Annotated in this window: 19 protein-coding genes; 14 read left to right on the top strand and 5 right to left on the bottom strand. The window is 74.0% G+C overall.

The features are described from left to right. Positions 1–81 precede the first annotated feature (81 nt). The 3 genes from fdxA (at position 82) to M8330_RS09685 (ending at position 2,183) form a co-directional block, all read left to right on the top strand. Positions 82–405 carry a ferredoxin gene (gene fdxA / locus M8330_RS09695; protein WP_250054207.1) on the top strand — a complete coding sequence of 108 codons (324 nt, stop codon included), beginning with the start codon at positions 82–84 and terminating at the stop codon, positions 403–405. Positions 406–441: 36 nt separating this feature from the next. Next, positions 442–1,566, top strand: a complete 1,125-nt coding sequence (dapC, locus tag M8330_RS09690) for a succinyldiaminopimelate transaminase (protein WP_250827156.1) — start codon at positions 442–444, stop codon at positions 1,564–1,566. A gap of 110 nt (positions 1,567–1,676) precedes the next feature. Continuing rightward, positions 1,677–2,183 carry a hypothetical protein gene (locus M8330_RS09685; protein WP_250827155.1) on the top strand — a complete coding sequence of 169 codons (507 nt, stop codon included), beginning with the start codon at positions 1,677–1,679 and terminating at the stop codon, positions 2,181–2,183. 43 nt (positions 2,184–2,226) lie between these two features. On the opposite strand, the gene M8330_RS09680 is transcribed toward M8330_RS09685, so the two are convergent. After that, positions 2,227–3,198, bottom strand: coding sequence for a VldE C-terminal domain-containing protein (locus tag M8330_RS09680; RefSeq protein WP_250827154.1), 972 nt, complete (start codon positions 3,196–3,198; stop codon positions 2,227–2,229). Positions 3,199–3,308: 110 nt separating this feature from the next. Beyond that, positions 3,309–4,277, bottom strand: coding sequence for a 2,3,4,5-tetrahydropyridine-2,6-dicarboxylate N-succinyltransferase (gene dapD, locus M8330_RS09675; protein WP_250054194.1), 969 nt, complete (start codon positions 4,275–4,277; stop codon positions 3,309–3,311). 214 nt (positions 4,278–4,491) lie between these two features. On the opposite strand from dapD, the gene M8330_RS09670 reads away from it, so the two are divergent. After that, positions 4,492–5,493 (top strand): ATP-binding protein, encoded by a 1,002-nt coding sequence (locus M8330_RS09670; protein WP_250827153.1) that lies wholly within the window; start codon positions 4,492–4,494, stop codon positions 5,491–5,493. A 51-nt stretch (positions 5,494–5,544) separates the two neighbouring features. On the opposite strand, the gene M8330_RS09665 is transcribed toward M8330_RS09670, so the two are convergent. Further along, positions 5,545–7,470 carry a DUF6351 family protein gene (locus tag M8330_RS09665; RefSeq protein WP_250827152.1) on the bottom strand — a complete coding sequence of 642 codons (1,926 nt, stop codon included), beginning with the start codon at positions 7,468–7,470 and terminating at the stop codon, positions 5,545–5,547. A 229-nt stretch (positions 7,471–7,699) separates the two neighbouring features. Then, positions 7,700–8,233, bottom strand: a complete 534-nt coding sequence (locus M8330_RS09660; RefSeq protein WP_250827151.1) for a DinB family protein — start codon at positions 8,231–8,233, stop codon at positions 7,700–7,702. A 329-nt stretch (positions 8,234–8,562) separates the two neighbouring features. Between M8330_RS09660 and ileS the strand changes: the two genes are divergently transcribed. The 10 genes from ileS (at position 8,563) to M8330_RS09610 (ending at position 22,610) form a co-directional block, all read left to right on the top strand. Beyond that, positions 8,563–11,913, top strand: a complete 3,351-nt coding sequence (gene ileS, locus M8330_RS09655) for an isoleucine--tRNA ligase (RefSeq protein ID WP_250827150.1) — start codon at positions 8,563–8,565, stop codon at positions 11,911–11,913. Between the two features lie 1,864 nt (positions 11,914–13,777). Beyond that, positions 13,778–15,904: a hypothetical protein gene (locus M8330_RS09650; protein ID WP_250827149.1), complete on the top strand. Its 2,127-nt coding sequence runs from the start codon at positions 13,778–13,780 to the stop codon at positions 15,902–15,904. Further along, entirely contained in the window at positions 15,808–16,866 is a 1,059-nt protein-coding gene (locus M8330_RS09645) for an Ig-like domain-containing protein (protein ID WP_250827148.1), read from the top strand. Before M8330_RS09650 ends, M8330_RS09645 begins: the two co-directional genes overlap by 97 nt. 246 nt (positions 16,867–17,112) lie before the next feature. Beyond that, the gene (dapE, locus tag M8330_RS09640) at positions 17,113–18,216 is read left to right on the top strand and encodes a succinyl-diaminopimelate desuccinylase (protein WP_250827147.1); all 1,104 of its coding nucleotides are present in this window, start codon (positions 17,113–17,115) and stop codon (positions 18,214–18,216) included. A 28-nt stretch (positions 18,217–18,244) separates the two neighbouring features. Beyond that, positions 18,245–18,976 carry an LOG family protein gene (locus tag M8330_RS09635; RefSeq protein WP_250827177.1) on the top strand — a complete coding sequence of 244 codons (732 nt, stop codon included), beginning with the start codon at positions 18,245–18,247 and terminating at the stop codon, positions 18,974–18,976. Positions 18,977–18,985: 9 nt separating this feature from the next. Beyond that, positions 18,986–19,381 (top strand): DivIVA domain-containing protein, encoded by a 396-nt coding sequence (locus tag M8330_RS09630; protein ID WP_250827146.1) that lies wholly within the window; start codon positions 18,986–18,988, stop codon positions 19,379–19,381. Between the two features lie 14 nt (positions 19,382–19,395). Continuing rightward, complete coding sequence (locus tag M8330_RS09625) at positions 19,396–19,797, top strand: hypothetical protein (protein WP_250827145.1); 402 nt, start codon at positions 19,396–19,398, stop codon at positions 19,795–19,797. A gap of 79 nt (positions 19,798–19,876) precedes the next feature. Then, positions 19,877–20,704, top strand: a complete 828-nt coding sequence (locus M8330_RS09620; protein WP_250827144.1) for a M14 family zinc carboxypeptidase — start codon at positions 19,877–19,879, stop codon at positions 20,702–20,704. 158 nt (positions 20,705–20,862) lie between these two features. Then, on the top strand, positions 20,863–21,030 hold the full coding sequence (locus M8330_RS09615) for a DUF3117 domain-containing protein (RefSeq protein ID WP_250054175.1): 168 nt from the start codon (positions 20,863–20,865) through the stop codon (positions 21,028–21,030). Positions 21,031–21,041: 11 nt separating this feature from the next. Beyond that, positions 21,042–22,610 carry a leucyl aminopeptidase family protein gene (locus M8330_RS09610; RefSeq protein ID WP_250827143.1) on the top strand — a complete coding sequence of 523 codons (1,569 nt, stop codon included), beginning with the start codon at positions 21,042–21,044 and terminating at the stop codon, positions 22,608–22,610. A 107-nt stretch (positions 22,611–22,717) separates the two neighbouring features. Here the strand turns inward: M8330_RS09610 and M8330_RS09605 are convergent, their stop codons facing one another. Continuing rightward, entirely contained in the window at positions 22,718–23,401 is a 684-nt protein-coding gene (locus M8330_RS09605; RefSeq protein WP_284704478.1) for an O-methyltransferase, read from the bottom strand. Between the last annotated feature and the right edge of the window lie 2 nt (positions 23,402–23,403).

Raw genomic sequence — 23,403 nt, 5'->3', positions numbered from 1 at the left:
GCGAGCCCGCGGGTGGACATCTGGTGAGAAGGTGTCCGTCGTCCTCACGGACACCCCACAGGAACTTTCAGGAGGACCCTGATGACCTACGTCATCTCCCAGCCCTGCGTCGACGTCAAGGACAAGGCGTGCGTGGACGAGTGCCCCGTCGACTGCATCTACGAGGGCAAGCGGATGCTGTACATCCACCCTGACGAGTGCGTCGACTGCGGTGCGTGCGAGCCCGTGTGCCCGGTGGAGGCGATCTTCTACGAGGACGACGTGCCGGCCGAGCACAAGGACTACTACGACGCCAACGTCACCTTCTTCGACGACCTGGGCTCCCCGGGCGGCGCCGCCAAGACCGGCGCCATCGACAAGGACGCGACGCTCGTCGCCGGCCTGCCGCCGCAGAACCAGGGCTGAGCCCTGAGCAGTACCTCCGCGACCGCGGCCCCGCTCGTGCGGGGCCGCGCGTCCGTCTCCAGCAGGCTGCCCGACTTCCCGTGGGACGGCCTGCGCGCCCACGCCGAGACGGCGCGGGCGCACCCGGGCGGGATCGTCGACCTCTCCGTCGGCACGCCCGTGGACCCCACCCCGGACGTGGCGGCCGACGCGCTCGCCGCGGCGACCCAGTGGCCGGGCTACCCGACCACGATCGGCCTGGCCTCGACCCGGCAGGCGTGCCTGGACTGGATGGAGCGCCGCCTCGGCGTCACCGGTCTCGGCCTCGACCAGGTGCTGCCCACCGTCGGCTCCAAGGAGCTCGTCGCACAGCTGGCCCTGCACCTGGGCGTGGGCCCGGGCGACACGGTCGTCTTCCCCGAGCTGGCCTACCCGACCTACGAGGTCGGTGCCGTGCTCGCCGGGGCGACGCCGGTCGCGACCGACTCGCTGACCGCGCTGGGCCCCGAGGCACCCGCGCTGCTGTGGCTCAACAGCCCCTCGAACCCCACCGGCCGCGTGCTGCCGCCCGAGCACCTGAAGAAGGTCGTCGACTGGGCCCGCGAGCGCGGCACCGTCGTGGTCTCGGACGAGTGCTACGTCGAGTGCTCGTGGGAGGCCTCGCCGGTCTCGGTGCTGCACCCCGACGTGTGCAGCGGCAGCCACGAGAACATCCTCGCGCTGCACTCGCTCTCCAAGCGCTCCAACCTCGCCGGCTACCGCTGCTCGTTCGTCGCGGGCGACCCCGTGCTGGTGGCCGAGCTGCTGGCCGTGCGCAAGAACCTCGGCCTGATCATGCCGGGCCCCGTCCAGGAGGCGATGAAGGCAGCGCTGGACGACGACGAGCACGCCGTCGACCAGCACGCCCGCTACGCCGCCCGCCGCGCGAGGCTGCGCGCCGCCCTGGAGACCGCCGGCTTCCGCGTCGACCACTCCGAGGCCTCGCTCTACCTGTGGTCGACCCGCGTGGTCGACGGCGTCGAGCAGGAGGCCTGGGAGACGGTGGCCTGGCTGGCCGAGCGCGGCATCCTCGTCGCCCCCGGCACCTTCTACGGCGCCGCCGGCTCGACCCACGTGCGCGTGGCGTTCACCGCCACCGACGAGCGGGTCGACGCGGCCGTCGAGCGACTCGCCGCCGGCTGAGCCCCTGCGGGGAGGCGCAGCCCGGTCGGGAGCCCCCGCGGGCGGTGTCTCGCAGGCGATCCTTGGCATGCGTTACCCCGCCGCTCAGGCGGCGGAGGGACGCTGCGGGCATGACGCACGCCCAGCCCGCCCGTAGCAGCTCCCACCGCTCCACCCGCACCCGCTCCACCCGCGCCGTCGCCGGCTGCGCCGTGCTCGCCCTGGTGGGCCTCGGCGCCCTCACCGGCTGCGGCAGCGACGACTCGACCGACGCCTCCGCCTCCTCCTCCGCGGCCGCGACGACGCAGAGCAGCGCGTCGGCCGGCTCCTCGTCGTCCACCCTGCCCGCGGACTTCCCGACCGACACGGTGCCCCTGCTCGACGGGGACGTCACCGCGTCGAGCACGACCGGATCGGGGTCCTCGGAGTCCTTCGACGTCACGGTCTCGGGCACGGGCACCGCGAAGCACGCGGCGGCCGCGGCGGTGAAGCGGCTCGAGACGGCCGGCTGGGAGGTCGGCACGAAGCTGCCCGGCGGCACCGGCTACCTGCTCATGGGCGGGGACGGCCAGGTGGACGTGGCGGCGCAGACGGACGGCTCGTCCACCACCGTCACCTACCAGGTGTTCACGTCCTGACGGGCCCGCACGGGTCGGCTCACGGGCCGGGTCAGGGGTCGGGTCAGGGGTAGACGTCGACGTGCACGTGGTCGCGGTGCAGCAGCACCTGCCGGGTCGCCGCGTCGGCGTCGCCGGTGTCGATGTCGTAGTCGCGCCAGCCCTGCTCCGAGCGTCGCGCGGTCCAGATCCGCGCGTCGTAGATGACGGTGGCGATCCCGAGCCGGTCCGCCTGCGCCACCAGGTACTGGGCCACGGCCCAGCCGCTCACCTTCGAGGACTCGTCCACGGGGCGGAAGAAGACGTCCACGGCCCGGCCGTCGTAGTGCGCCGAGTCCTCGGAGTGGCCGTCGGTCACCCCACCGGGCGCGAACCCGCCGAGCGGCACGTCACCGAAGACGGCCAGGACCTCCCGGCGCACCCGGTCGGCGCGTCGGGTCAGGCCGGACTCCAGCAGCCGGGTGGGGCCGGCGGAGGGGGCGTCGCCGGCCACGCAGGTGAACGCGGCCTGCGACCACCCCGTCAGCGCCGAGGCGAGCACCCGGGCGTCGTTCTCGTGGTCGGCGTAGGCCTCCGGGAACGCCGAGCGCTGCACCTCCTGGGCGGCCACCGTGATCGGCAGGTCCTGCCACCCGTCCACCGCCACCAGTGCGTCGTAGAACGCGTTGGTGGCGTAGGCGGGGTTCTGCACCTCGTCCTCGGTGCCCCAGCCCTGCGAGGGGCGCTGCTGGAAGAGCCCGAGGGAGTCGCGGTCGCCGGTGGAGAGGTTGTAGAGGTCCGACTCCTGGTAGGCGGTGGCCAGGGCGATGGTGGCCGCGCGGGCCGGGAGGTCGCGGCGCACCGCGATGGCCGCGATCAGGGCCGCGTTCTGCGCCTGCTCCGGGCTGAGGGTGACGGTGGTGTCGTCGACGGTGGCCGTGCACTCGGGGGAGGCCAGGAACGGCGAGACCACCCGGTCCAGCAGCACGCGCACGCCGGCGAACGCCGCGACGGCGACGACGCCGAGCACGACGACGCCCACCGCCACCTTCCGCATGAGGACATCGTCCGGGTCGGGCCAAGCCGGGGCGAATCGACTCGCCGCCCGGCCGGGCCCGTTCCTCCCGACGCGGCCGCCGCGTCGGTGGCCGCGTCGGGAGGGGCTGCTCAGTTGGCGTGCAGGTCCGCGTTGAGGGTGATGCCCTCGCCCTTCCACGGAACGGCCTCGATGCGGCCGGTCACCGAGTGGCGGCGGAAGAGGACGTTGGAGGAGCCGGCCAGCTCCAGCGCCTTGACCAGGCGCGGCTCGGCGCCCGGCTCGAGCACGGTCACCTTCGTGCCGGCGGTGATGTAGCAGCCGGCCTCGACGACGCAGTCGTCACCGAGCGGGATGCCCAGGCCGGACTCGGCGCCGAGCAGGCAGCGCTCGCCGACGGAGATGACGGCCTTGCCGCCGCCCGACAGCGTGCCCATGATCGAGGCGCCGCCACCGACGTCCGAGCCGTCGCCGACCACCACGCCGGCCGAGATGCGTCCCTCGACCATCGAGGCGCCCAGGGTGCCGGCGTTGAAGTTCACGAAGCCCTCGTGCATGACGGTCGTGCCCTCGGCCAGGTGCGCGCCCAGGCGCACGCGGTCGGCGTCGGCGATGCGCACGCCGGCGGGCAGCACGTAGTCGACCATCCGCGGGAACTTGTCGACGCCGAGCACGGTGACGTGGCCGTCGCGGGCGCGCAGCCGGGCGCGGGTGAGCTCGAAGCCCTCCACGGCGCAGGGGCCGGCGGTGGTCCACACGACGTTGGTCAGCTTGCCGAAGACGCCGTCCATGCTGAGGCCGTGCGGCCGCACGAGGCGGGCGGAGAGCAGGTGCAGCCGCAGCCACGCGTCGACGGTGTCGGCCGGCGGCGCGGCCAGGTCGGCGACCTCGACGGTCACCAGGTCGCGTCGCACCCGGCGGGCGTCGTCGGGGCCGGTGAGCTCGGTCAGCTCCACGGGCGCCTCGTCGCCCAGCGGCATGGCGCCCAGGCGGGGCTCGGGGAACCAGGCGTCCAGGACGGTGCCGTCCTCGGTGCGGGTCACCAGGCCGTGGGCCCAGGCGCCGGGGGAGGTGGTCTCGGGGGTGCTCTGCTCGCTCACGCGGGCCAGCCTAGGAGGCCCCACCGACGCCGGCGGAAACCGTGCCACGCGATGGACGCGGTGCCTCGCCCGCCGCGTCCTACCCACCGCAGGTGAAACGGCGGTGCATGCCTTGGCGGGCCACCCGGCGGAACCTACCCTCGGGTCACAGGCCGACGACGGGGGAGTCGCGGCGCAGGACGTGGCCGGCGCACCGGCCAGGGGGGAGCCGACCGTGATCTCCGGAGTCACCGCCGGTTCCCGGACGCCCCTGCTCATGGGCCGCAACCGGGAGCTGGCCCGCATCGAGGCCGCCGCCCGCGAGGGTCGGCCGGTGCTCGTGCGCGGCCGCGCCGGGGTGGGCGTGAGCGCGGTGCTCCAGGAGGTCGCGCGTCGCCTCGAGGTCTCCGGCCGTCGCCCGGGTCGCGGTGCCGGGTCGCCGTGGGCCGAGGTCGGCACGGACGTCGACATCACCCCCGCCAGCGCCCGCGACCTCATCCCGCTCGCCGCCCGACGCGGCACCAGCCTCGTCGTCGACGACGCGGACCTGTGCTCGCCCGAGGAGCTGCGGCTGCTCGCCGAGACCGCCTGGCGCTCCAGCGTGTCCCTCGTGCTCGGCGCGCACGCCGACGTCCCGCTGGTCTCGCAGGACCCCAGCGCCTCGGTCATCGACCTCGACGGCCTCGACCGCGCCTCCGTCGCCCACCTCGCCTCTTCGCTGCGCGGCGAGGTCCTCGACGCGGACGGCGGCGCGGCGGCCTGCCTGCAGCGGGCCTGCGCCGGCAACCCGGGGCGCCTCACCGCCCTGCTGGACCTGCCGGAGATCGACGACCTGCTCGTGCGGGCCGCCGACACCGAGGACCCCGAGGAGCTGGCGCCCGAGTTCGCCGGCCTGCTCGAGCGCAGCGTGCTCGCCCGCGTCGGCGCGCTCACCCTGGCCGGGCAGACCGCGCTGGCCGTGGTCCTCGTGGCCGGCCCGCACGCCCCGCTGGCCCTCGTGCAGGGCGCGGCCGGGCACGACGGGCTCGACGAGGTGCTGGCCAGCGGCCTGCTCGTGCAGGTCGACGCCGAGACCCCCGAGCCGCGGCACGGCGCCGTGGGTCGCCTGCTCACCCACACCCTGCCCTGGCAGCTGCGGGCCGAGGCCCAGCGCCTGCTCGGCGTGGCCGCCGAGCGCACCGGCCTGGCGCTGGTCCGCTCGCTGCCCTCCGCCGTCACGGCGACCTGGCCGGCCTGAGCACCCCGACACCGTCGGGGAGCGCACGACCGGCCAGGCCGTCCGGCGTCCTCAGGAGGTCGGACGCGCACCGACCTGCCACGCGCCCGGGGCGCTGAAGCGCAGCCAGGTGCCGTCCGGCGCCTGCTGGTCCACGCCCGGCTCGCTCCAGTCGCACACGCCGTCGGGGAAGACCTCGGCGAACCGGGCCCACTGGGCCCGCGTCGTGCGGGGGTAGTCGCTGCGCACCGGGGTGGCCAGGCGGCAGGTGATCACGTCCGAGGCGACGGGGCCGCCGGCCACCATCCGCGGCGAGGAGTAGCTCGGGTAGAGGTCGTTGCAGCGGGTGTCGCCGCGCAGCACCTGGCGCTCGCGGACCTGCTCGCCGGCCGGCGTCCAGCAGGCGTCGGTGAGGCCCGCCGGGCGGTTGCGGGAGACCCGGGCGTGGGCGGAGCCGGGCCGCTGGTCGGCACGGGTGGCCGCGATCCAGCGGTCCACGCCCTCCAGGGCTCGCACGAGCACGGGGGAGGAGGCGTCGAAGAGCCCGCGGCTGTCGTCCTCGACCAGCATCACCTGGTTGTCGGCGTCGCCGTTGGCCGCCACCAGGCGGGCCCGGGTGGAGAAGGACTGGTAGCGCATGTGGATGTCGCCGTACCCCGCCTCGTCCGTGTAGGCGCGGTAGTCGACGACGGGCACGTCGCCCAGGCCGTTGCCGCCCCAGAGCAGGCGGCCGGTGCGGTAGGCGTTCTCCCGGGCGACGGGGTCGGCGGCGGTGCGCGCCGCGGTCGGCTCGGCGTCCACGTCGAGCCCGCCCACCCCGGCGTTGAGGTCGAGGAACTCGTCGGCGTCGAGCACGCCCTCGCGCCAGGCAGCGAGGCCGTAGGTGACGCCGACGTTGTCGCTGGGCACGCGGGCGAACCCGGTGCTCGGGTCGACCCCGTAGGAGGTGGCCGCGTGGTCCCAGATCGTGCCGCGTGCGCCGGTGGGGTTGGTGGCGGCGTCGTAGCGCAGGGCCGCGGGCACCGAGGCGTCGAACTCGGCGTCGGGGTCGAGCCGCTTCGCGCCGTCGCTCATGGCCGCGAGGGCGGCGGGGTCGCCGAAGCCCGCGACGGCCTGCTGCTGCGCGGGCGTCAGCGCGTCGGGGTGGCCCTCGAGGTAGGTCTGGAGGACGCGGGAGTCGAACAGCATCTGCGAGGTGCCGAACCCGACGTCGGGGAACGAGCAGCCCGAGACGATGCCGTCGAGCAGCCCCGGGTAGTTGTCGGTGATCTGGTGGGCCTGGTAGCTGCCGCCCGAGCAGCCCCACCCGATCGTCCAGCGGGGCGCGCCGTAGGTCTGCTCGAAGACCCGCTTCGTCTGGGCCATCACCTCGGCCGAGAGCAGGTCGTCGCAGTTGTGGCCGTAGACGTTGAGCGAGGAGGAGGCCACGGCGAACCCGCGGCCGAGCATGGTCGGCACCAGGACGCCGCCGGTGCCGGGGCCCTGCCGGTACCACCCGGCGCGACAGCCGCCGCCGAAGGTGTAGACGAGCCGACCGTTCCAGCCGGGCGAGCGGGTGCCGGGGGCGGGCTCCACGTCGTCGGCGGGGTCGTCGAGCATCGCGATCTCGTAGATGCCGCGGTCGGCGACGCCGGTCTCGACCCGCACGACGTACGGCACGCGCTCCCCGTCGACGCGGGTGAAGGCGAGGTCGGCGGGGTGCTCCTGCCCCGCGGGCAGCGGCTCGAACCGGCCGTCGGTGGTGCGGTAGACGTGGTCGACCTCGGTGGGCACGACGCAGTCAGGGCCCTCGGACGCCGGCAGCATCGACCCGTCGGCGGTGCGGAACTCGCTGGTCTCGCAGGCGAACGGCGTCTCGCGCGGTCCGGCGAAGGCCAGCGGGTCGGTGTCCCGGTCGGCCGCGTCCGCGGACGTGCCGGCGGGCGCGGCCCCGGTGGTGCCGGCCAGCGCCTGGCCGGGGACCGCGGCGAGGGCCGCCACCAGCGGGACGGCGGCCACGGCGGTGAGTGCGGTGCGCCGGCGGCGCCTGGGTGAGCTGGGTGAGCCGGGTGCTCTGGGCGAACGTGGTGCTGAGGCGTGCGTGGGCAGGGCGGGGTGCGTCATGGGTCCTCCCGAGTGGACCAGGGATGTAACCGGTTCCAGACGGAATCGGTGATCCGCGTCTACCGCAGAGTGACGCCGGTCACAACGTCATGGTCGGGCGGCGGCCGGGCCGGTCACGCGTCGGTCACACGCCGGTGCGGCCGTCGAGGCACTCGCGCAGCAGGTCTGCGTGGCCGAGGTGCCGGGCGTACTCCTCGACCATGTGGACCAGCACGTCGCGGACCTCCAGGGGCTCCCCGCGGAACGTGACCACGGCGTCGGGCTCGGCGGCCGCGTAGACCGTCTCGGCGTGCGCGACCTCCCGCTCCCACGACGCCCACGCCTCGTCCACGCACGCCTGCGTCGGCTCGACGCCGTCGAAGTCGAGGTCGGGCTGCTCCTCGGTGCGGTACAGCCGGTCCAGCTCCTCGTGGCCCTCGACGCAGCGACGGGCCCAGTGGTGCTCCACCCGGGCGAGGTGGCGCACCAGCCCCAGCAGCGACATCGAGGACGGCGGCACCGACCGGGTCGCGAGCTGCTCCGGCGTCAGGTCGGCGCACTTCAGGCGCAGCGTGAGCCGGTAGTGGGCCAGGTAGCCGAGCACGGTCGGCTTCTCGCCGCGCTCCTGGGGGAGGGCGGTGCGCGGGTCGTCCTCGGGCGACAGCCACAGTCCGGTCATGGGGCCACCCCACCCCGCCGGCGGGCGTGCACGCAATCCGGTTTACGCGCAGGCCTCCCGCGTGGCTACCATCGACGCACAGGCGCTCGAGCCGTCATCAGCGGCGAGCCTCCGGAAGAACAGGTACCGGTGGTCGAGGAGGTCGCGCAGCGACCGTCTCGAGACCGGCCTCAGTAGAACCGGACGGGTAGGCCCGTCACAGCCGTGAAGAGTGGCCGCACCCACGCAGCACCGGGCGCGGCAACCGAGGTGGTACCGCGGTCGTCCCGGCACAGGGGTGGTCGTCCTCGACGCAGAGACGACACCACCACCTCCCAGGAGCTCACCTCATGGCGACCTATCCCCAGGTCTCGACCGGCGGCGACGCCGAGCACGCCGGCGTCCCCTCGTCCCCGCGCTTCCCGGGCATCGAGGAGAAGGTGCTCGCCTACTGGGAGGCGGACGGCACGTTCCGCGCCTCCGTCGAGGCCCGCGACCCCGGCGCCGACGGGAGCAACGAGTTCGTGTTCTACGACGGGCCGCCCTTCGCCAACGGCCTGCCGCACTACGGCCACCTGCTCACCGGCTACGTGAAGGACCTGGTGCCGCGCTACCAGACGATGCGCGGCAAGCGCGTCGAGCGCCGCTTCGGCTGGGACACCCACGGCCTGCCCGCCGAGCTCGAGGCGATGCGCCTCAACGGCATCAAGACCACCGACGAGATCGTCGAGCTCGGCATCGACACGTTCAACGCCGCCTGCCGCGAGTCGGTGATGAAGTACACCGGCGAGTGGCGCGACTACGTCACCCGCCAGGCGCGCTGGGTCGACTTCGACAACGACTACCGGACCATGAACCCCGAGTACATGGAGTCGGTCATCTGGGCGTTCAAGTCGCTGCACGACAAGGGCCTCGTCTACGAGGGCTTCCGCGTGCTGCCGTACTGCTGGCAGGACGAGACCCCGCTCTCCAACCACGAGCTGCGGATGGACGACGACGTCTACCAGAACCGCCAGGACCCGGCCGTCACCGTCGGCCTGCAGATGGACGCCACCGGGGACGACCCCGTCCTGGACGGCGCCCACCTCCTCGTCTGGACGACCACGCCCTGGACGCTCCCGAGCCACCTCGCAGTCATGGTCGGCACCGAGATCGACTACGTGGTCGTCGAGGGCCCGGTGCCCGGCACCGAGGCGACCGCCAAGTACGTCATCGCCGAGGCCCGCCTGGGCTCCTACAAGAAGGAGCTGTACCCGGACGCCGACGAGCCCACCGTGCTCGGCCGCTACACCGGCGCCCAGCTGCTCGGCCGCACCTACACCCCGCCGTTCTCCTACTACGAGGGCCGCGAGAACGCCTTCCGCGTCGTGGCCGCCGACGACGCCGTCACCACCACCGACGGTGTGGGCCTGGTCCACACCGCCGGCGCCTTCGGTGAGGTCGACAAGGAGGTCACCGACCGCGAGAACATCGAGGCCGTCATGCCGGTCGGCAAGGACGGCACGTTCACCGCCCCGGTCACCGAGTACGCGGGCATGCAGGTCTTCGACGCGAACCCGCACGTCATCGACCACCTCAAGGCGGTGACGCGTGCCTACGGTGGGGCCTCCGGTGGTCGAGGTGCGAGCGAGGCGAGCCTCGAGACCGCCGAGACCGGCTCCGCGACCCCGGGCACGATCCTGCTGCGCCGCGAGACCTACGACCACAGCTACCCGCACTGCTGGCGCTGCCGGCAGCCGCTGATCTACAAGGGCGTCTCGTCCTGGTTCGTCTCGGTCACGGCGATCAAGGACCAGATGCTGGCGAACAACGCCCAGATCAACTGGGTGCCGAACCACATCCAGGACGGTCAGTTCGGCAAGTGGCTGGCCAACGCCCGCGACTGGTCGATCACCCGCAACCGCTTCTGGGGCTCCCCGGTGCCGGTGTGGAAGTCGGACGACCCGGCCTACCCGCGCCTCGACGTCTACGGCTCCTTCGCCGAGCTGGAGGCCGACTTCGGCGACCTGCCGCGCGACAAGGACGGCAACCCCGACCTGCACCGCCCGTTCGTCGACGAGCTGACCCGCCCGAACCCCGACGACCCGACCGGCACGAGCACCATGCGCCGCGTCACCGACGTGCTCGACGTCTGGTTCGACTCGGGCTCAATGAGCTACGCCCAGGTGCACTACCCGTTCGAGAACGCCGACTGGTTCGACGGCACCGCGGCCACCAAGGGCCACTTCCCGGCGGACTTCATCGTCGAGTACATCGGCCAGACCCGCGGCTGGTTCTACACGCTGCACATCCTGGCCACGGCGCTGTTCGGCAAGCCCGCCTTCAGCAACTGCATCAGCCACGGCATCGTGCTGGGCAGCGACGGCAACAAGATGAGCAAGTCGCTGCGCAACTACCCCGACGTCTCCGAGGTCTTCGACCGCGACGGCGCGGACGCGATGCGCTGGTTCCTCATGTCGAGCCCGATCCTGCGCGGCGGCAACCTGGTCGTCACCGAGCAGGGCATCCGCGACTCGGTGCGTCAGGTCCTCATGCCCCTGTGGAGCAGCTGGTACTTCTTCAGCCTCTACGCGAACGCGGCGAACGACGGGGCCGGGCACACCGCCTCGTCCTCGACCACCTCGAGCGACCCGCTGGACCGCTACCTGCTCGCCAAGTGCCGCGACCTGGTCGCCGAGACCACGCAGGCGATGGACGAGTACGCGGTCTCGGACGCCACCGACGCGGTGCGCTCGTTCCTCGACGTGCTCACCAACTGGTACATCCGCCGCAGCCGCGACCGGTTCTGGGCCGACGACACCGCCGCCTTCGACACCCTCTACACGGTGCTGGAGACGGTCTGCCGGGTCGCGGCCCCGCTGCTGCCCCTGGTCACCGAGGAGATCTGGCGCGGGCTCACGGGCGGACGCTCGGTGCACCTGACCGACTTCCCGTCCGCCGACGACCTGCCCGCCGACGACGCGCTCGTGGCCGCGATGGACACCGTCCGCGAGGTCTGCTCGGCCGCCTCCGCGCTGCGCAAGGCCGCCGGCCACCGCACCCGCCTGCCGCTGTCCAGCCTCACCGTCGTGGTGCCGGACGAGGCGGCGCTGGCCGACTTCACCGGCATCGTCGCCGACGAGCTGAACGTGAAGTCCGTGCGGCTCCTGGCGGCCGACGCCGACGAGGCCGCCGCCTACGGCGTGGAGCAGAAGCTCACCGTCAACGCGCGTGCCGCCGGCCCGCGCCTGGGCAAGCAGGTGCAGCAGGCGATCAAGGGCTCGAAGTCGGGCGACTGGTCCGTGGACGCGGCAGGCGTCGTGACCGCGGGCGGCATCGCGCTGGTCGAGGGCGAGTACACGCTCGAGACCGTGGCCGGCTCCGCCGACGAGGGCGTGGCCGTGGGCGTGCTGCCGGGCGGCGGCTTCGTCGTGCTGGACACCACCGTGACCGAGGTTCTGGCGGCCGAGGGGCTGGCCCGCGACCTGGTGCGCGCCGTCCAGCAGGCCCGCCGCGACGCCGGTCTGGAGGTCTCGGACCGGATCGCGCTGACCGTGGCCGGCGGCGACGCCGTCCAGGCCGCCGCGACCGCGCACGGCGACCTGCTCACCTCCGAGACGCTGGCGACCTCCTTCGAGGTCACGGGCACCGCCCCGGCCGGCGCGACCGAGGTGGCCGTGGGCGACGGCGAGACCGCCGCCGTCCTCGTCGCCAAGGCCTGACCGCGCACCGGCACCCGGGACGTCATACCTCTGAGGGACACTGCGTCCGCTCCGTATGACGTCCCGGGTGGACGGTGAGAACAGCCCACAGACCAGGGGTGTCGTCACCAGGTCCGACTGCCGGTCGCACCGGGTGCCGTCCACCAGGCCTCGGCCGCACGCAGCCTCGGGCCCGGCAAGCAGTCGGGCAGCCTCCCGGGCGCGCTCGCGGACCGGCTCGGCGCTGGTGTCGGCCAGTGCCGCGAGCACCTCGACGCAGGCCGGCGCGTACGGGCTGGCGGCCAGGGTCCACGCCGCGAGCCGGCGCCGCTGGCCGCTCACGTGGACGAGCACCTCGGTGACGAGCGTGGCGAGCATCTGGTCGGGCTCGGTGACGTAGCGGCTGGGCGTCGCCACCTGCACCTCGCCGGCCACGCGGCGCACCAGCACCCGGACCACCTCCTCGGGCAGCAGCAGGCCGGTCTCGCGGGCGGTGAGCGCCCAGGTGCGCACGTGCTGCCCGCGCACGGGCTCGAGCACCCGGCTGAAGCGGGACGACGGCAGCGCAGCGAGCAGGTTCGCCAGCTCGGCCGTGCCGCGGTCCTCCTCCGACAGCAGGCCGCGGACCGCGTGCTGCTCGGCCACGCCGAGCCCGACCGCGTCCACCTGCTCCGTGGCCACCAGGTCGGCGACGACGTCCACGGCCGCGCGGTGCACGGCCGGGCGGGGGTCGTCCAGGAAGCGCAGGGCGAGGCGGGCGGCCGCGGGATCGGGCACCTGGGCGAGCAGGGCCAGGAGGGGGCCGGCGGTGCTGGTGGAGGTGTCGGTGAGCCGCAGGCCCAGGGCGTGCAGCACCTGGCGGCGGGTGGAGGGCACCTCCAGCAGCGAGGCGAGCGCCTCGAAGCGCAGCGCCTGGTCGAGCCCGCGGCTGCTCACCGTCTCCGCGACGAGGCGGGAGGTCAGCCCCGTCCACTCCTCCGGGCGCAGGAAGACGAAGTCGAAGCGGGACAGCTCGCGGGCCACCGCCAGCCAGTCCACACCGGTGACCCGGGGTGCGTCGGTGATCTGCTCCAGCAGCGGCACGAGCGCCTCGGGGCGGGGCTCCGGCCGCCCGGAGCGGCGGTCGGCGGGCGGACGCTGTGCCAGGTCGTAGCGGTGCAGCAGCCGGTCCGGGCCCCGCAGGCCCAGCGGTCGGGTGCCGAGCACCGTCTCGTACGCGGCGAGCAGCCGCTCGGGGGCGTGGAGCTGGCCGGACTCCCACCGGGAGAGCCGCGAGAGGTCGGCGGGCACGCCCTGCGCGACCACGGCCTGCTTGAACGCCGACCGGTCGTCGTGGGCCCCGTCGGGGTGCAGGTTGCGGGTGGTGGCCAGCAGCCACGCCACGCGCACGCCGGCGTCCAGGCCGGACGAGGTGGGGCCGGTGGTGTCGACCGGCAGCTGCGGCGGTCGGCCACGGCGACGTCGGGCTCGGGTGGGGACCTCGGTGCGGCGGGGACCAGGGGCGGCCTGCCGTCGGGTCCGGGCAGAGGTCGGCGCACGGTGATGCTCACGGTTCCTCGGGGGTGTCTCGGTCGCTGGCGGGAACGACGGGCCGCTGGGGCGGTCCGTGGCTCCGGGCGGGCGCTGGGGGCGCCTGCCGGCGGCGAGACGACGCGGCCCGCGCGGTGCGGGCGTCGGCGAAACGCGTGACTTGTCTCTCACGTCGAGAGTGTCAGGGATTACTTGTTGCCGGGCTAAAGGTAAAGAACACAAAACGCTCGTGCAACGTCGGGGTCTCCTTACGTTCTCCGCGTTCGCCGGCTCCGGTGCCGGTGACCACCTCGCCGGGATCGCTCTCCGATCCCCTCCGGCCGAGGTGCGTTCCACGTGCGAAAGGTCTTCAGACATGAACAGCAGCGGCATCAAGCGGGGGCTGGCCACCACGGCCGTCGCCGCCCTGGCGATCGCGGGTCTCCCGCTCCTCGCCGGCAGCGCGAGCGCGGAGTCGGTCGCCACCTCGGCCGGCGTCACCGCCGACGACGTGATGATGGTCGACCCGGGCAGCGTCGTCTCCACCAAGGACGACGGCCAGAACACCTCGGTGCGCCTGACCGCGATCGGCGGCGCGAACGTCACCGGCGTGACGTTCGAGTACTCCATCGGCGGCGCCTCGTGGACCACGATCGGCACCGCGACCGGCGACAACGGCACCTTCGCCTACGAGTGGAGCCCCGGCGCCCTCTCCGGCGCGCTGCTCACCGTCCGGGCGACCGCGACCCTGGCCGGCGGCGGCACCACCGACGACGCCGTCCCCGGCGTCACGGTGCTCAACTCCGCCGAGACCACCAACATCACCGACGGCGGCGCGCTCGGCGTCTTCCGCGCCCCCTACGGCGGCGACCACGTGATCGTCCACGGCACCGGCTCCACCTCGTCCGCGCCCGACCTGGCCTACTTCGCCGACGGCATGTTCCAGGACGGCGGCACCGCCGACGACACCACCGCCGCCGGTGCCTCCACCGGCAGCTGGACGGGCGTCGTGGACATCTCCGGCACCGCCACCATGGCCTCGCCCTACGTCTACGGGGCGCCGAACCAGCTCCTGCTGCGGGCCTCCGGCGCCACCGAGGACACCGAGGCGTTCGGCCTGTACGAGCAGACGATCACCACGGTGACCGCCGAGGCCGCCGACGACGTGCTGCCGACCGGCGAGAGCACCGACGTCACCGTCACCGTCACCGACCAGAACGGCATGCCGATCGCCGGCGCCCGGGTCTCGGACTCCTCCGACGTGGACTCCTTCCTCACCGACGCCGACGGCCAGGCGACCTTCTCCCAGGCCGCCGGCTCCAACGCCTACTACTACGCCGACGCCACGGCGGCCGCCGGCTACCAGTCGGTGCTGGGCGACAAGAAGTCCGACACCGTCACCGTCGACCAGTACCTGCCCGCCGAGACCGAGCTCGACGCCACCAGCGCCGACGGCGCCGCGTTCGACATGGACGAGTACGCGCCCGGCGACGTGACCGTGCAGGTCAAGGACCAGAACGGCAACCCCGTGGACGAGGCGGGCCGCACGGTCACCTACCACTGGGAGTACACGCTGTTCGACAGCGCCGTGGACCCGGGCGAGACCACCGAGGCCACCGCCACCACCGACGGCACCGGCACCGCCACCATCGCCTTCCCGACCGGCGGCCCCTCCGGCTCCTACACGCTCGTCGCCGAGCTCGAGGGCGACGGCTTCGGCAACGGCGCGATCGCCGCCTCTGAGGTGCTCACCGTCAAGGCGGGCGAGGCCGCGTTCACCAGCGACCCCGACACCGTGCAGGCGATGGCCGGCGGCGACGTCGACGTCGACGCCGTGCTGGCCCTCGAGGACGGCACCCCCCTCCCGAAGCGCGACCTGTCCGCCGACTACGTCGGCGACGACGCGATGGTGCTGGACGCCGACGGCGACCCCCAGGCCAGCGTGGCGCTGACGACCGACGCCGACGGCGTCGCCACGGCGACCGTCAGCGACCCGGTCACGGACCCGCAGACCGAGGAGTCCGGCACCCTCACCTTCCGCGACCCGCAGTTCGACAACGAGGCCGTCTCGGTCGAGTTCCTCCTCGACCTCACCCCCGGCGTGGTGGACGTGGACGTCGACATGCCCGGCGCCTTCGGCGGCGACAGCGCCGGTGAGCTCCAGCGCATCACCGTCACCGTCTCCAGCGCCGACGAGAACGGCGACGCCGACGACCCGCTGGCCAACACCGAGGTCGAGCTCTCCCTCGACCACGGCTACTTCACCGACGGCAAGGCCGGCGCCGCGGGCACCATGGCCGGCGAGTGGGCCGACGAGGGCGACACCATGACCGTCACCACCGACGGGTCCGGCGAGGCACCGCGTGGGTCTCCATCGGTCGCGACGAGGACCTCGACGACGACGGCATGGTCATGGGCACGGTCTCCGCCACCGCCGGCGACGTCACCGAGGAGGGCGACGTCGACTGGACCAGCGAGGACCCGCTCAACGCCGGCGAGGTGATGCTCGAGCCGACGGCGAAGTTCAACCCGAGCACGTTGCCGAACGTGGTCGTCGGCTCCACCGAGGAGGTCTTCTTCTCCGTGGTGACCACCGACCAGTTCGGCAACCGGGTCGGTGACGAGAGCTTCATGCTCTCCGACGACGTGCCCTTCGCGGACACCAGCGTCGACGGCGACACCGACTACGACGACGGCGACTACGAGGGCACCGCCTACAACTACTCGGGCCAGGAGGTCGAGCAGACCGTCACCGCCACGTGGGACGCCCCCACGACCGAGTTCGGCGCCGGCGGCTCCCGCGTCGACGCCTCGGAGGACGTCACCGACGACTACACGGTCAACTGGTACGCCCCCGACCTCGAGGCGGGCACCGTGACCCTCTCCGACGGCTCCGACGCGGACCCGGTGGTCGGCGAGACCGTCACCGAGACCGTCCAGGTGCTCGACCAGAACGGCAACCCGGTCCGCGGGGCGACGGTGAACTTCGTCCGCTCGGGTGCCGGCTCGGAGAGCAACGACTCCTCGGACGAGAAGACCACCGGCGCCGCCGGCAAGGCGTTCTACACCTTCACCTCGGACGAGGAGGGTGACGCCACCGTCACCGCCACCGTCACCTACGACGGCCAGGCCGTCACCGTGGAGGACGTGGTCACCTTCCGCACCGACGACCCGGTCACGAAGATCTCGGCGGTCATCCGCGGCAAGAACACCGGCCGCCTGGCCGACAAGCTCGCCGTCCGCACCCGCCCGGCCGGTGCCGCCGAGGGCGCGACCGCGTCCCTGGTGAAGGTCCGCAAGAACGGCCGCAAGGTCATCCTGAAGTCGAAGGCCGTCAACGCCTCCGGCCTCGCGATCTTCAAGGTCAAGGACCTCAACGGTCGCCGCAAGACCGCGTACTTCATCCGCGTCGCCAAGACCGACACCACGTCGTTCGCCAAGACGGGCATCCGTCGGGTGCGCTGACCGGTACGCGTCCACACCCCCCGACCCCGCGCCCGGGGTGGAGACCTCCTCCGCCCCGGGCCGGGTGGGCTCCCAGGCCCCGCAGCCCCCGGCCACCCGCCCCGGTGACCGGGGGCTGCCCCCGCCTGGCCACGAACGCGACCCGGGTCGTCCCTGCTGCCGCTGCGAGGGACGGCCCGGGTCGCCCGCGTCCGGCACGCGCGTCCTCCGGGCCGACGGGGCGGGGAGGCTGGTTGACTTGATCCCATGACCGGCTCCACGACCCCCGCCGGCGCGGCCCTCGACGCGCTGGACCTCACCACCGACGTCGTCACCCTCACCCGCAGCCTCGTCGACATCGAGTCCGTCAGCCTCGACGAGGCCCGCATCGCGGACGCGGTGGAGGCGGCCCTGCGCGCGCTGCCGCACCTGGAGGTGACCCGGATCGGCCACAACGTCGTCGCCCGCACCGACCTGGGGCGCGGCGAGCGCGTGGTGATCGCGGGCCACCTCGACACTGTGCCGGTCAACGGCAACCTGCCGAGCCGGCTCGACGAGGCCGCCGGTCTCCTGCACGGCCTCGGCACCTGCGACATGAAGGGCGGCGACGCCGTCATCCTGCGGATGGCCGCGAGCGTCCCCGAGCCCGTCCGCGACGTCACCTACGTCTTCTACGAGGCCGAGGAGATCGAGGCCGAGCACAACGGTCTGCGCAGGCTCGTCGAGGCGCGGCCCGACCTCCTCGAGGCCGACTTCGCGATCCTCATGGAGCCCAGCAACGCCGCGGTCGAGGCGGGCTGCCAGGGCACGCTGCGCGTCGAGGTCCGCACGCGCGGCGAGCGGGCGCACTCCGCGCGGTCGTGGAAGGGCGTCAACGCCATCCACGGCGCCGCCGAGGTCCTCGCCCGGCTCAACGCCTACCAGCCGCGCAAGCCCGTCATCGACGGCCTCGAGTACCACGAGGGCCTCAACGCGGTGCGGATCAGCGGGGGAGTGGCCGGCAACGTCGTGCCCGACGAGTGCGTCGTGACCGTCAACTACCGCTTCGCCCCGGACCTCTCCACGCAGGAGGCCGAGGCGTGGGTGCGGGAGTTCTTCTCCGGCTACGACGTCACCCTCACCGACCTGGCACCCGGCGCCCTGCCGGGCCTGGACCGCCCGGCCGCCGCCGCGTTCGTCGAGGCGATCGGCGGCCGGGTGGCGCCCAAGTTCGGCTGGACGGACGTGGCCCGCTTCACCGACCTGGGCGTCCCGGCGGTCAACTACGGCCCCGGAGACCCGCTGTTCGCGCACAAGGCCGACGAGCACGTGCCGCTGGCCGACCTGCACCGGTGCGAGGACGCGCTGCGGGGGTGGCTGAGCGGTGAGTGAGCAGGAGCGGAAGATCGAGCGCAGCGGGATGTCCCCGGCGCGGCAGGCTCCCCGGCGAGGCAGCCGCGGCGACGGGACCACCGACCAGCGGCTGCTGGACCCCGGGGCCCGCCTCGACACCCACACCGACCTGTGGCGGGTGCTGAAGATCCAGGCGGAGTTCGTGGAGGGCTTCGGCCAGCTCTCCGACCTCGGGCCCACCATCGCCGTCTTCGGCTCCGCCCGGACGGCGGTCGACGACCCGTCCTACGCCGCCGCCCAGGAGGTCGGCCGGCGTCTGGCCGAGGAGGGCTTCACGGTGCTCACCGGCGGCGGGCCCGGCGCCATGGAGGCCGCCAACAAGGGCGCCCGCACCGCCGGCGGCCTCAGCGTCGGGCTCGGCATCGAGCTGCCGTACGAGACCGGCATGAACGAGTTCGTCGAGCACGGCGTGAACTTCCGCTACTTCTTCGTCCGCAAGACCATGTTCATCAAGTACGCCCGCGGCTTCGTGGTGCTGCCCGGTGGCCTCGGCACCCTGGACGAGCTGTTCGAGGCGCTGACCCTCGCGCAGACCGGCAAGGTCACGCAGTTCCCGATCGTGCTGCTGGGCACCGAGTTCTGGGGCGGGCTGGTGGAGTGGCTGCGCGGCTCCGTGCTGGCGTCCGGCAAGATCAAGCAGTCCGACCTGGACATGATGACCGTGACCGACGACGTCGAGCTGGCGGTGAGCCTCATGCGCGAGGCCAGCGCCCCGCTCGGCGGCCTGCTGGGGGAGTGAGCGACCGCAATGATGTGGTTCCTGGCGGCCCTGGTCGTGCTCGCCATGGGCGGGGTCGCCCTGCTGGCAGCCGGCAAGGGCGAGCCCCTGGCGCCGGCCTTCGACGACCGGCCCGACGCCTCGGTCCCGGCCGGTGAGGTCACCGGCGACGACCTGCGTCGCGTCCGCTTCTCCCTCGCCTTCCGCGGCTACCGGATGAGCGAGGTCGACGCGCTCCTGGACCGCCTGGCCACCGAGCGGGACCAGGCACGGGACCAGGCCCGAGACCAGGCTCGGGTCGAGGCCCTCGACCACGCCCGTGACGAGGCGCCGGCCGCTCCGGTCGAGGGCACCGAGGAGCCGCAACGAGACCCTGACGAGCCCGACCCGGCCGACGGCCCGACCTCACCCCTTCAGGGGGGATGAGGCACACTCGCCCGGTGCTCGCCCCCGTCGCCGCCGCCGTCCTCACCGCGTTCGTCGCGGTGGTCGTGCTCGTGACCCGGGTGCGGCTCGCCGGTCGTCCCGGCACCCGCTCCTGGCTGCTCCTGCACACCGTCACCGGCCTGGTCGGCACCCTCGTCTGGGCCGTCTTCCTGGCCTTCCCCGCCGACAGCGCGCCCGGGAGCGCGGGCGTCGGCATCGTGGGCCTGGGCTGCTACTGGTTCACGGCCCTGGCGGGCCTGGCCCTGCTCGCCCGCTGGCGCCGCCCCGAGGTCGGCAGGCGGGTCGCCCGGCACGCCGCCGGGCAGGAGAGCCGCGCCCTCTCCCGGGTGGGACACGTCGGCACCGTCCTCGCCGTGACGGCCCTCACCGTCGCCTACGCTCTGGCTCTGGTCTGAGGGCTCGGGCGCCCGACCGTCCCGCTCTCCCCGCCAGGCCGCACCGCCGACGAGTCGCCCCCGCGACGAGGGAGTACCCATGCCGACACCGACCACCCGCACGGCCGTCCTGGTCTCGCTGCTGCTGACCGCCACGCTGCTGGCGCTCCCGGCGCCGGCCACCGCCGACACCACCCGGACCGGGCAGGTGCTCGCCGCGGCACTGGCCCGGGAGGACCAGCCCGCCGTCGTGGCGCGCCGCAAGCTGGGCGAGTCCGTGGAGGGCCGCCCGATCATGGCCTACCGGCTCGGCGAGCCCGCCCGGCGCGGCGTGCCCAGCGTCGTCCTCATCGCCACCATGCACGGGGACGAGCGCCGCACCCGCTGGCTCCTCCAGACCCTGCGCGACGGCGACCCGGTCGTCGGGATCGACCTGTGGGTCGTGCCGACCTTCAACCCCGACGGCCTCGCCGCCGACACCCGCGCCAACGCCAACGGCGTCGACCTCAACCGCAACTGGCCCTACCGGTGGCGCGACCTCGACGGCCGCTACGAGTCCGGCAGCGGGCCGGCCAGCGAGCCCGAGACCCAGGCCGTGATGGCGTTCCTGAAGAAGGTGCAGCCGCAGCGCATCCTCTCCTTCCACCAGCCGCTCAAGGGCGTCGACACCGACACCAAGGACCGGGCCTTCGCCCGCCGCGTGGCGAAGAAGCTGCACCTGCCGGAGAAGACCTTCGACTGCGGCGGCACCTGCTACGGCACCATGACGTCCTGGTACAACCACCACTTCGACGGCTCGGCGCTCACCGTGGAGTACGGCCGCACGCCCACCCGCAAGCGGCTGGTGAAGCGGGCGCCGCGCCAGGTGCTACGGATCTTCGGGGCCGCCTACGGCGGGCTCGAGTGGGGCGCGGACGAGGCGGCCTGACCGCGTCCGACAGCGCCCGCGGGTGCCCCGACGCGCCGCGACCGGCGGCGCCGTGCAAGCGCACGACCAGCGATGGGGGATAATGGTCCGGCGGTGTCGACCGCCGTGCGCCGGAGGTCCGGCCACGAACCATCTGCCGATGAGGGAAGAGGTACGAGATGGCGGCCATGAAGCCGCGGACCGGCGACGGCCCGCTGGAGGTCACCAAGGAGGGGCGCGGCATCGTGATGCGCGTCCCGCTGGAGGGCGGCGGCCGTCTGGTCGTCGAGCTCAACGCGGACGAGGCCGGCGCCCTGGGCGAGGCCCTGAACGCCGTCGTCGGCTGACGCCGCACTGCATGCTTCCTGACATCCCGGAGCTGCCCACCCAGGTGACGCCTCCCGCCGTCGTCCTCGACCCCGCCTCCGTGCTGGGCGTGGACGAGGCGGAGGTCATCGCCCTCCCCACCTTCCCGGCCCCCGTGGCCGGTGACGGCGACGGCCCCGCCGTGCCCCTGCTGGGGCCCGACGGCGAGACCGTCGCCGACGCCCTCGGGCTCGACCTGCTGGGGGTGCTCGAGTCCGAGCGCGCCACCGGCGCGGTCGGCGAGGTCGTCAGCGTCCCCGTGCCCGGCGGCAGCACCGCCCAGCCCGCGCTGCGGCGCGTGCTGCTCGTGGGCCTCGGCGCCGGGGCCCCCACCGACGTCCGCCGCGCCGGCGCCACGCTGGCGCGCGCGACCCGCGACGGTGGGCCCGTGGCCACGTCCCTGGCCGCCGCCGTGGACGACGAGGGCCTCCAGGCCCTGGTGACCGGCCTCGTGCTCGGCTCGTTCGCCTTCACCTGGCGCTCGGGCCCGCCGCCGTTCCTCCCGCCGCCGCTGGTCGTGCTGGCCGGCTGCCCCGACGAGCGGGCCGACGCGCTGCGTCGCGGCCTCGCCCTCGCCGAGGCCGGCTGGACGGCGCGCTTCCTGGCCACGGTGCCCTCGAACCTGAAGAACCCCGGCTGGTTGGCCGCGCAGGCCGAGGCCGTCGCCGACGCCGCCGGGCTGGACTGCACGGTCTGGGACGAGCCGCGCCTGGTCGCCGAGGGCTTCGGCGGCATCCTGGGCGTCGGCCAGGGCTCGGTCACCCCGCCGCGGATGATCCGGCTCGACTACGCCCCGCCCGGCGCCACCCGCCGCACCCCGACCGTGGTGCTGGTCGGCAAGGGCATCACCTTCGACTCCGGCGGGCTGTCCATCAAGCCCGCCGAGGGCATGGTCTCGATGAAGCGCGACATGACCGGCGGCGCCGTCGTCCTCGCGACGATGGCGGCCCTCGAGGCTGTCGGCTGCCCGGTCAAGGTCGTCGGCCTGATCGCGGCGGCCGAGAACGCCGTCGGTGCCGCGAGCATGCGCCCCGGCGACGTGCTGCGCCACTACGGCGGGCGCACCACCGAGGTCACCAACACCGACGCCGAGGGACGCCTGGTCATGGCCGACGCCCTCGCCTACGCGGTGGAGAACGTGAAGCCGGCCGCGATGGTCGACGTCGCCACGCTGACCGGCGCCATGAAGGTGGCGCTCGGGCTCCGCACCGGCGGCTACTTCGCCTCCGACGACGCCCTCGCCGACCTGCTCGGTGAGGCCGGCGGTGCCGCGGGGGAGCCGCTGTGGCGGATGCCGCTGGACGACACCTACGCCGACCGGCTGCGCTCCACCGTGGCCGACGCCGACAACGCCGGCGGCGGCCCGGGCGCGATCACCGCGGCTCTGTTCCTGAAGCCGTTCACGGGGGGCCTCCCGTGGGCGCACCTGGACGTGGCCTCCGTCGGCGACTCGCCGGTGGAGAACCACGAGTGGACGACCGGTCCGACCGGCTGGGGCGCTCGCACGCTGCTCACCTGGCTCGGCTCGCAGGACCCGCTCGCGGGCGTCGGGCAGGACTGAGCGCCCACCGGCACCACCAGGACCGACACCGGCCCGGACGGGGACTCCGTCCGGGCCGGTGCTGTGTCGGGGTGCTGTGTCCGGGTGCTGCTTCCGAGCTGGCTGCGTCAGCCGACGAGGCGCGCGCAGAGCAGGCCGTCGCCGACCGGCAGGAGCACGGGCAGGAGCCGCTCGTCGTCCAGCACGCGCTGGCCGAGGTCGCGCAGTGTCACGGTGAGCTCGTCGCGCTGGGCGGGGTCCGGCACGCGGCCGGCGGAGAGGGCGTCGACCACGACGACCACGCCGCCCGGGCGGAGCAGCCGGAGCGCCTCGTCCAGGTAGGCGCCGGCCTCGTGCGGGTCGGCGTCGCACAGGACGAGGTCGTAGTGGCTGTCGGTGAGCCGGGGCAGCACCTCGAGCGCGGCGCCCGGGATGGTGCGGGCGCGCTGGGCCGGGAAGCCTGCCTCGGTGAAGCCGAGCCTGGCCAGGCGCTGGTGCTCGGCCTCCACGTCGACGGTGGTGAGCACGCCGTCGGCACGCATGCCACGCAGCAGCCACAGCCCGGAGACGCCGGTGCCGGTGCCGATCTCGACGACGGCACGCGCGTCGAGCGCGGCCGTGAGGAAGCGCAGGGCGGCCCCGGTGCCGGGGTCGATCGCGCCGACGCCCATCTCCTGGGCGCGCGAGCGGGCCTCGGCGAGGATCTCGTCCTCGGGGACGAATCCTTCGGTGAACGCCCAGGCGGTGGGCGAGATCGGCGTGCTGATGACGTCCTCCTCCGTCGTCCACCGGCGTGGATCGTTGCTGGTCAACC

It is taken from the genome of Nocardioides bruguierae, assembly GCF_023656415.1.
Lineage (GTDB): Bacteria > Actinomycetota > Actinomycetes > Propionibacteriales > Nocardioidaceae > Nocardioides > Nocardioides bruguierae.
The sequence above is the reverse complement of the archived record's forward strand: the minus strand, read 5'-3'. Positions and strand labels throughout refer to the sequence as shown.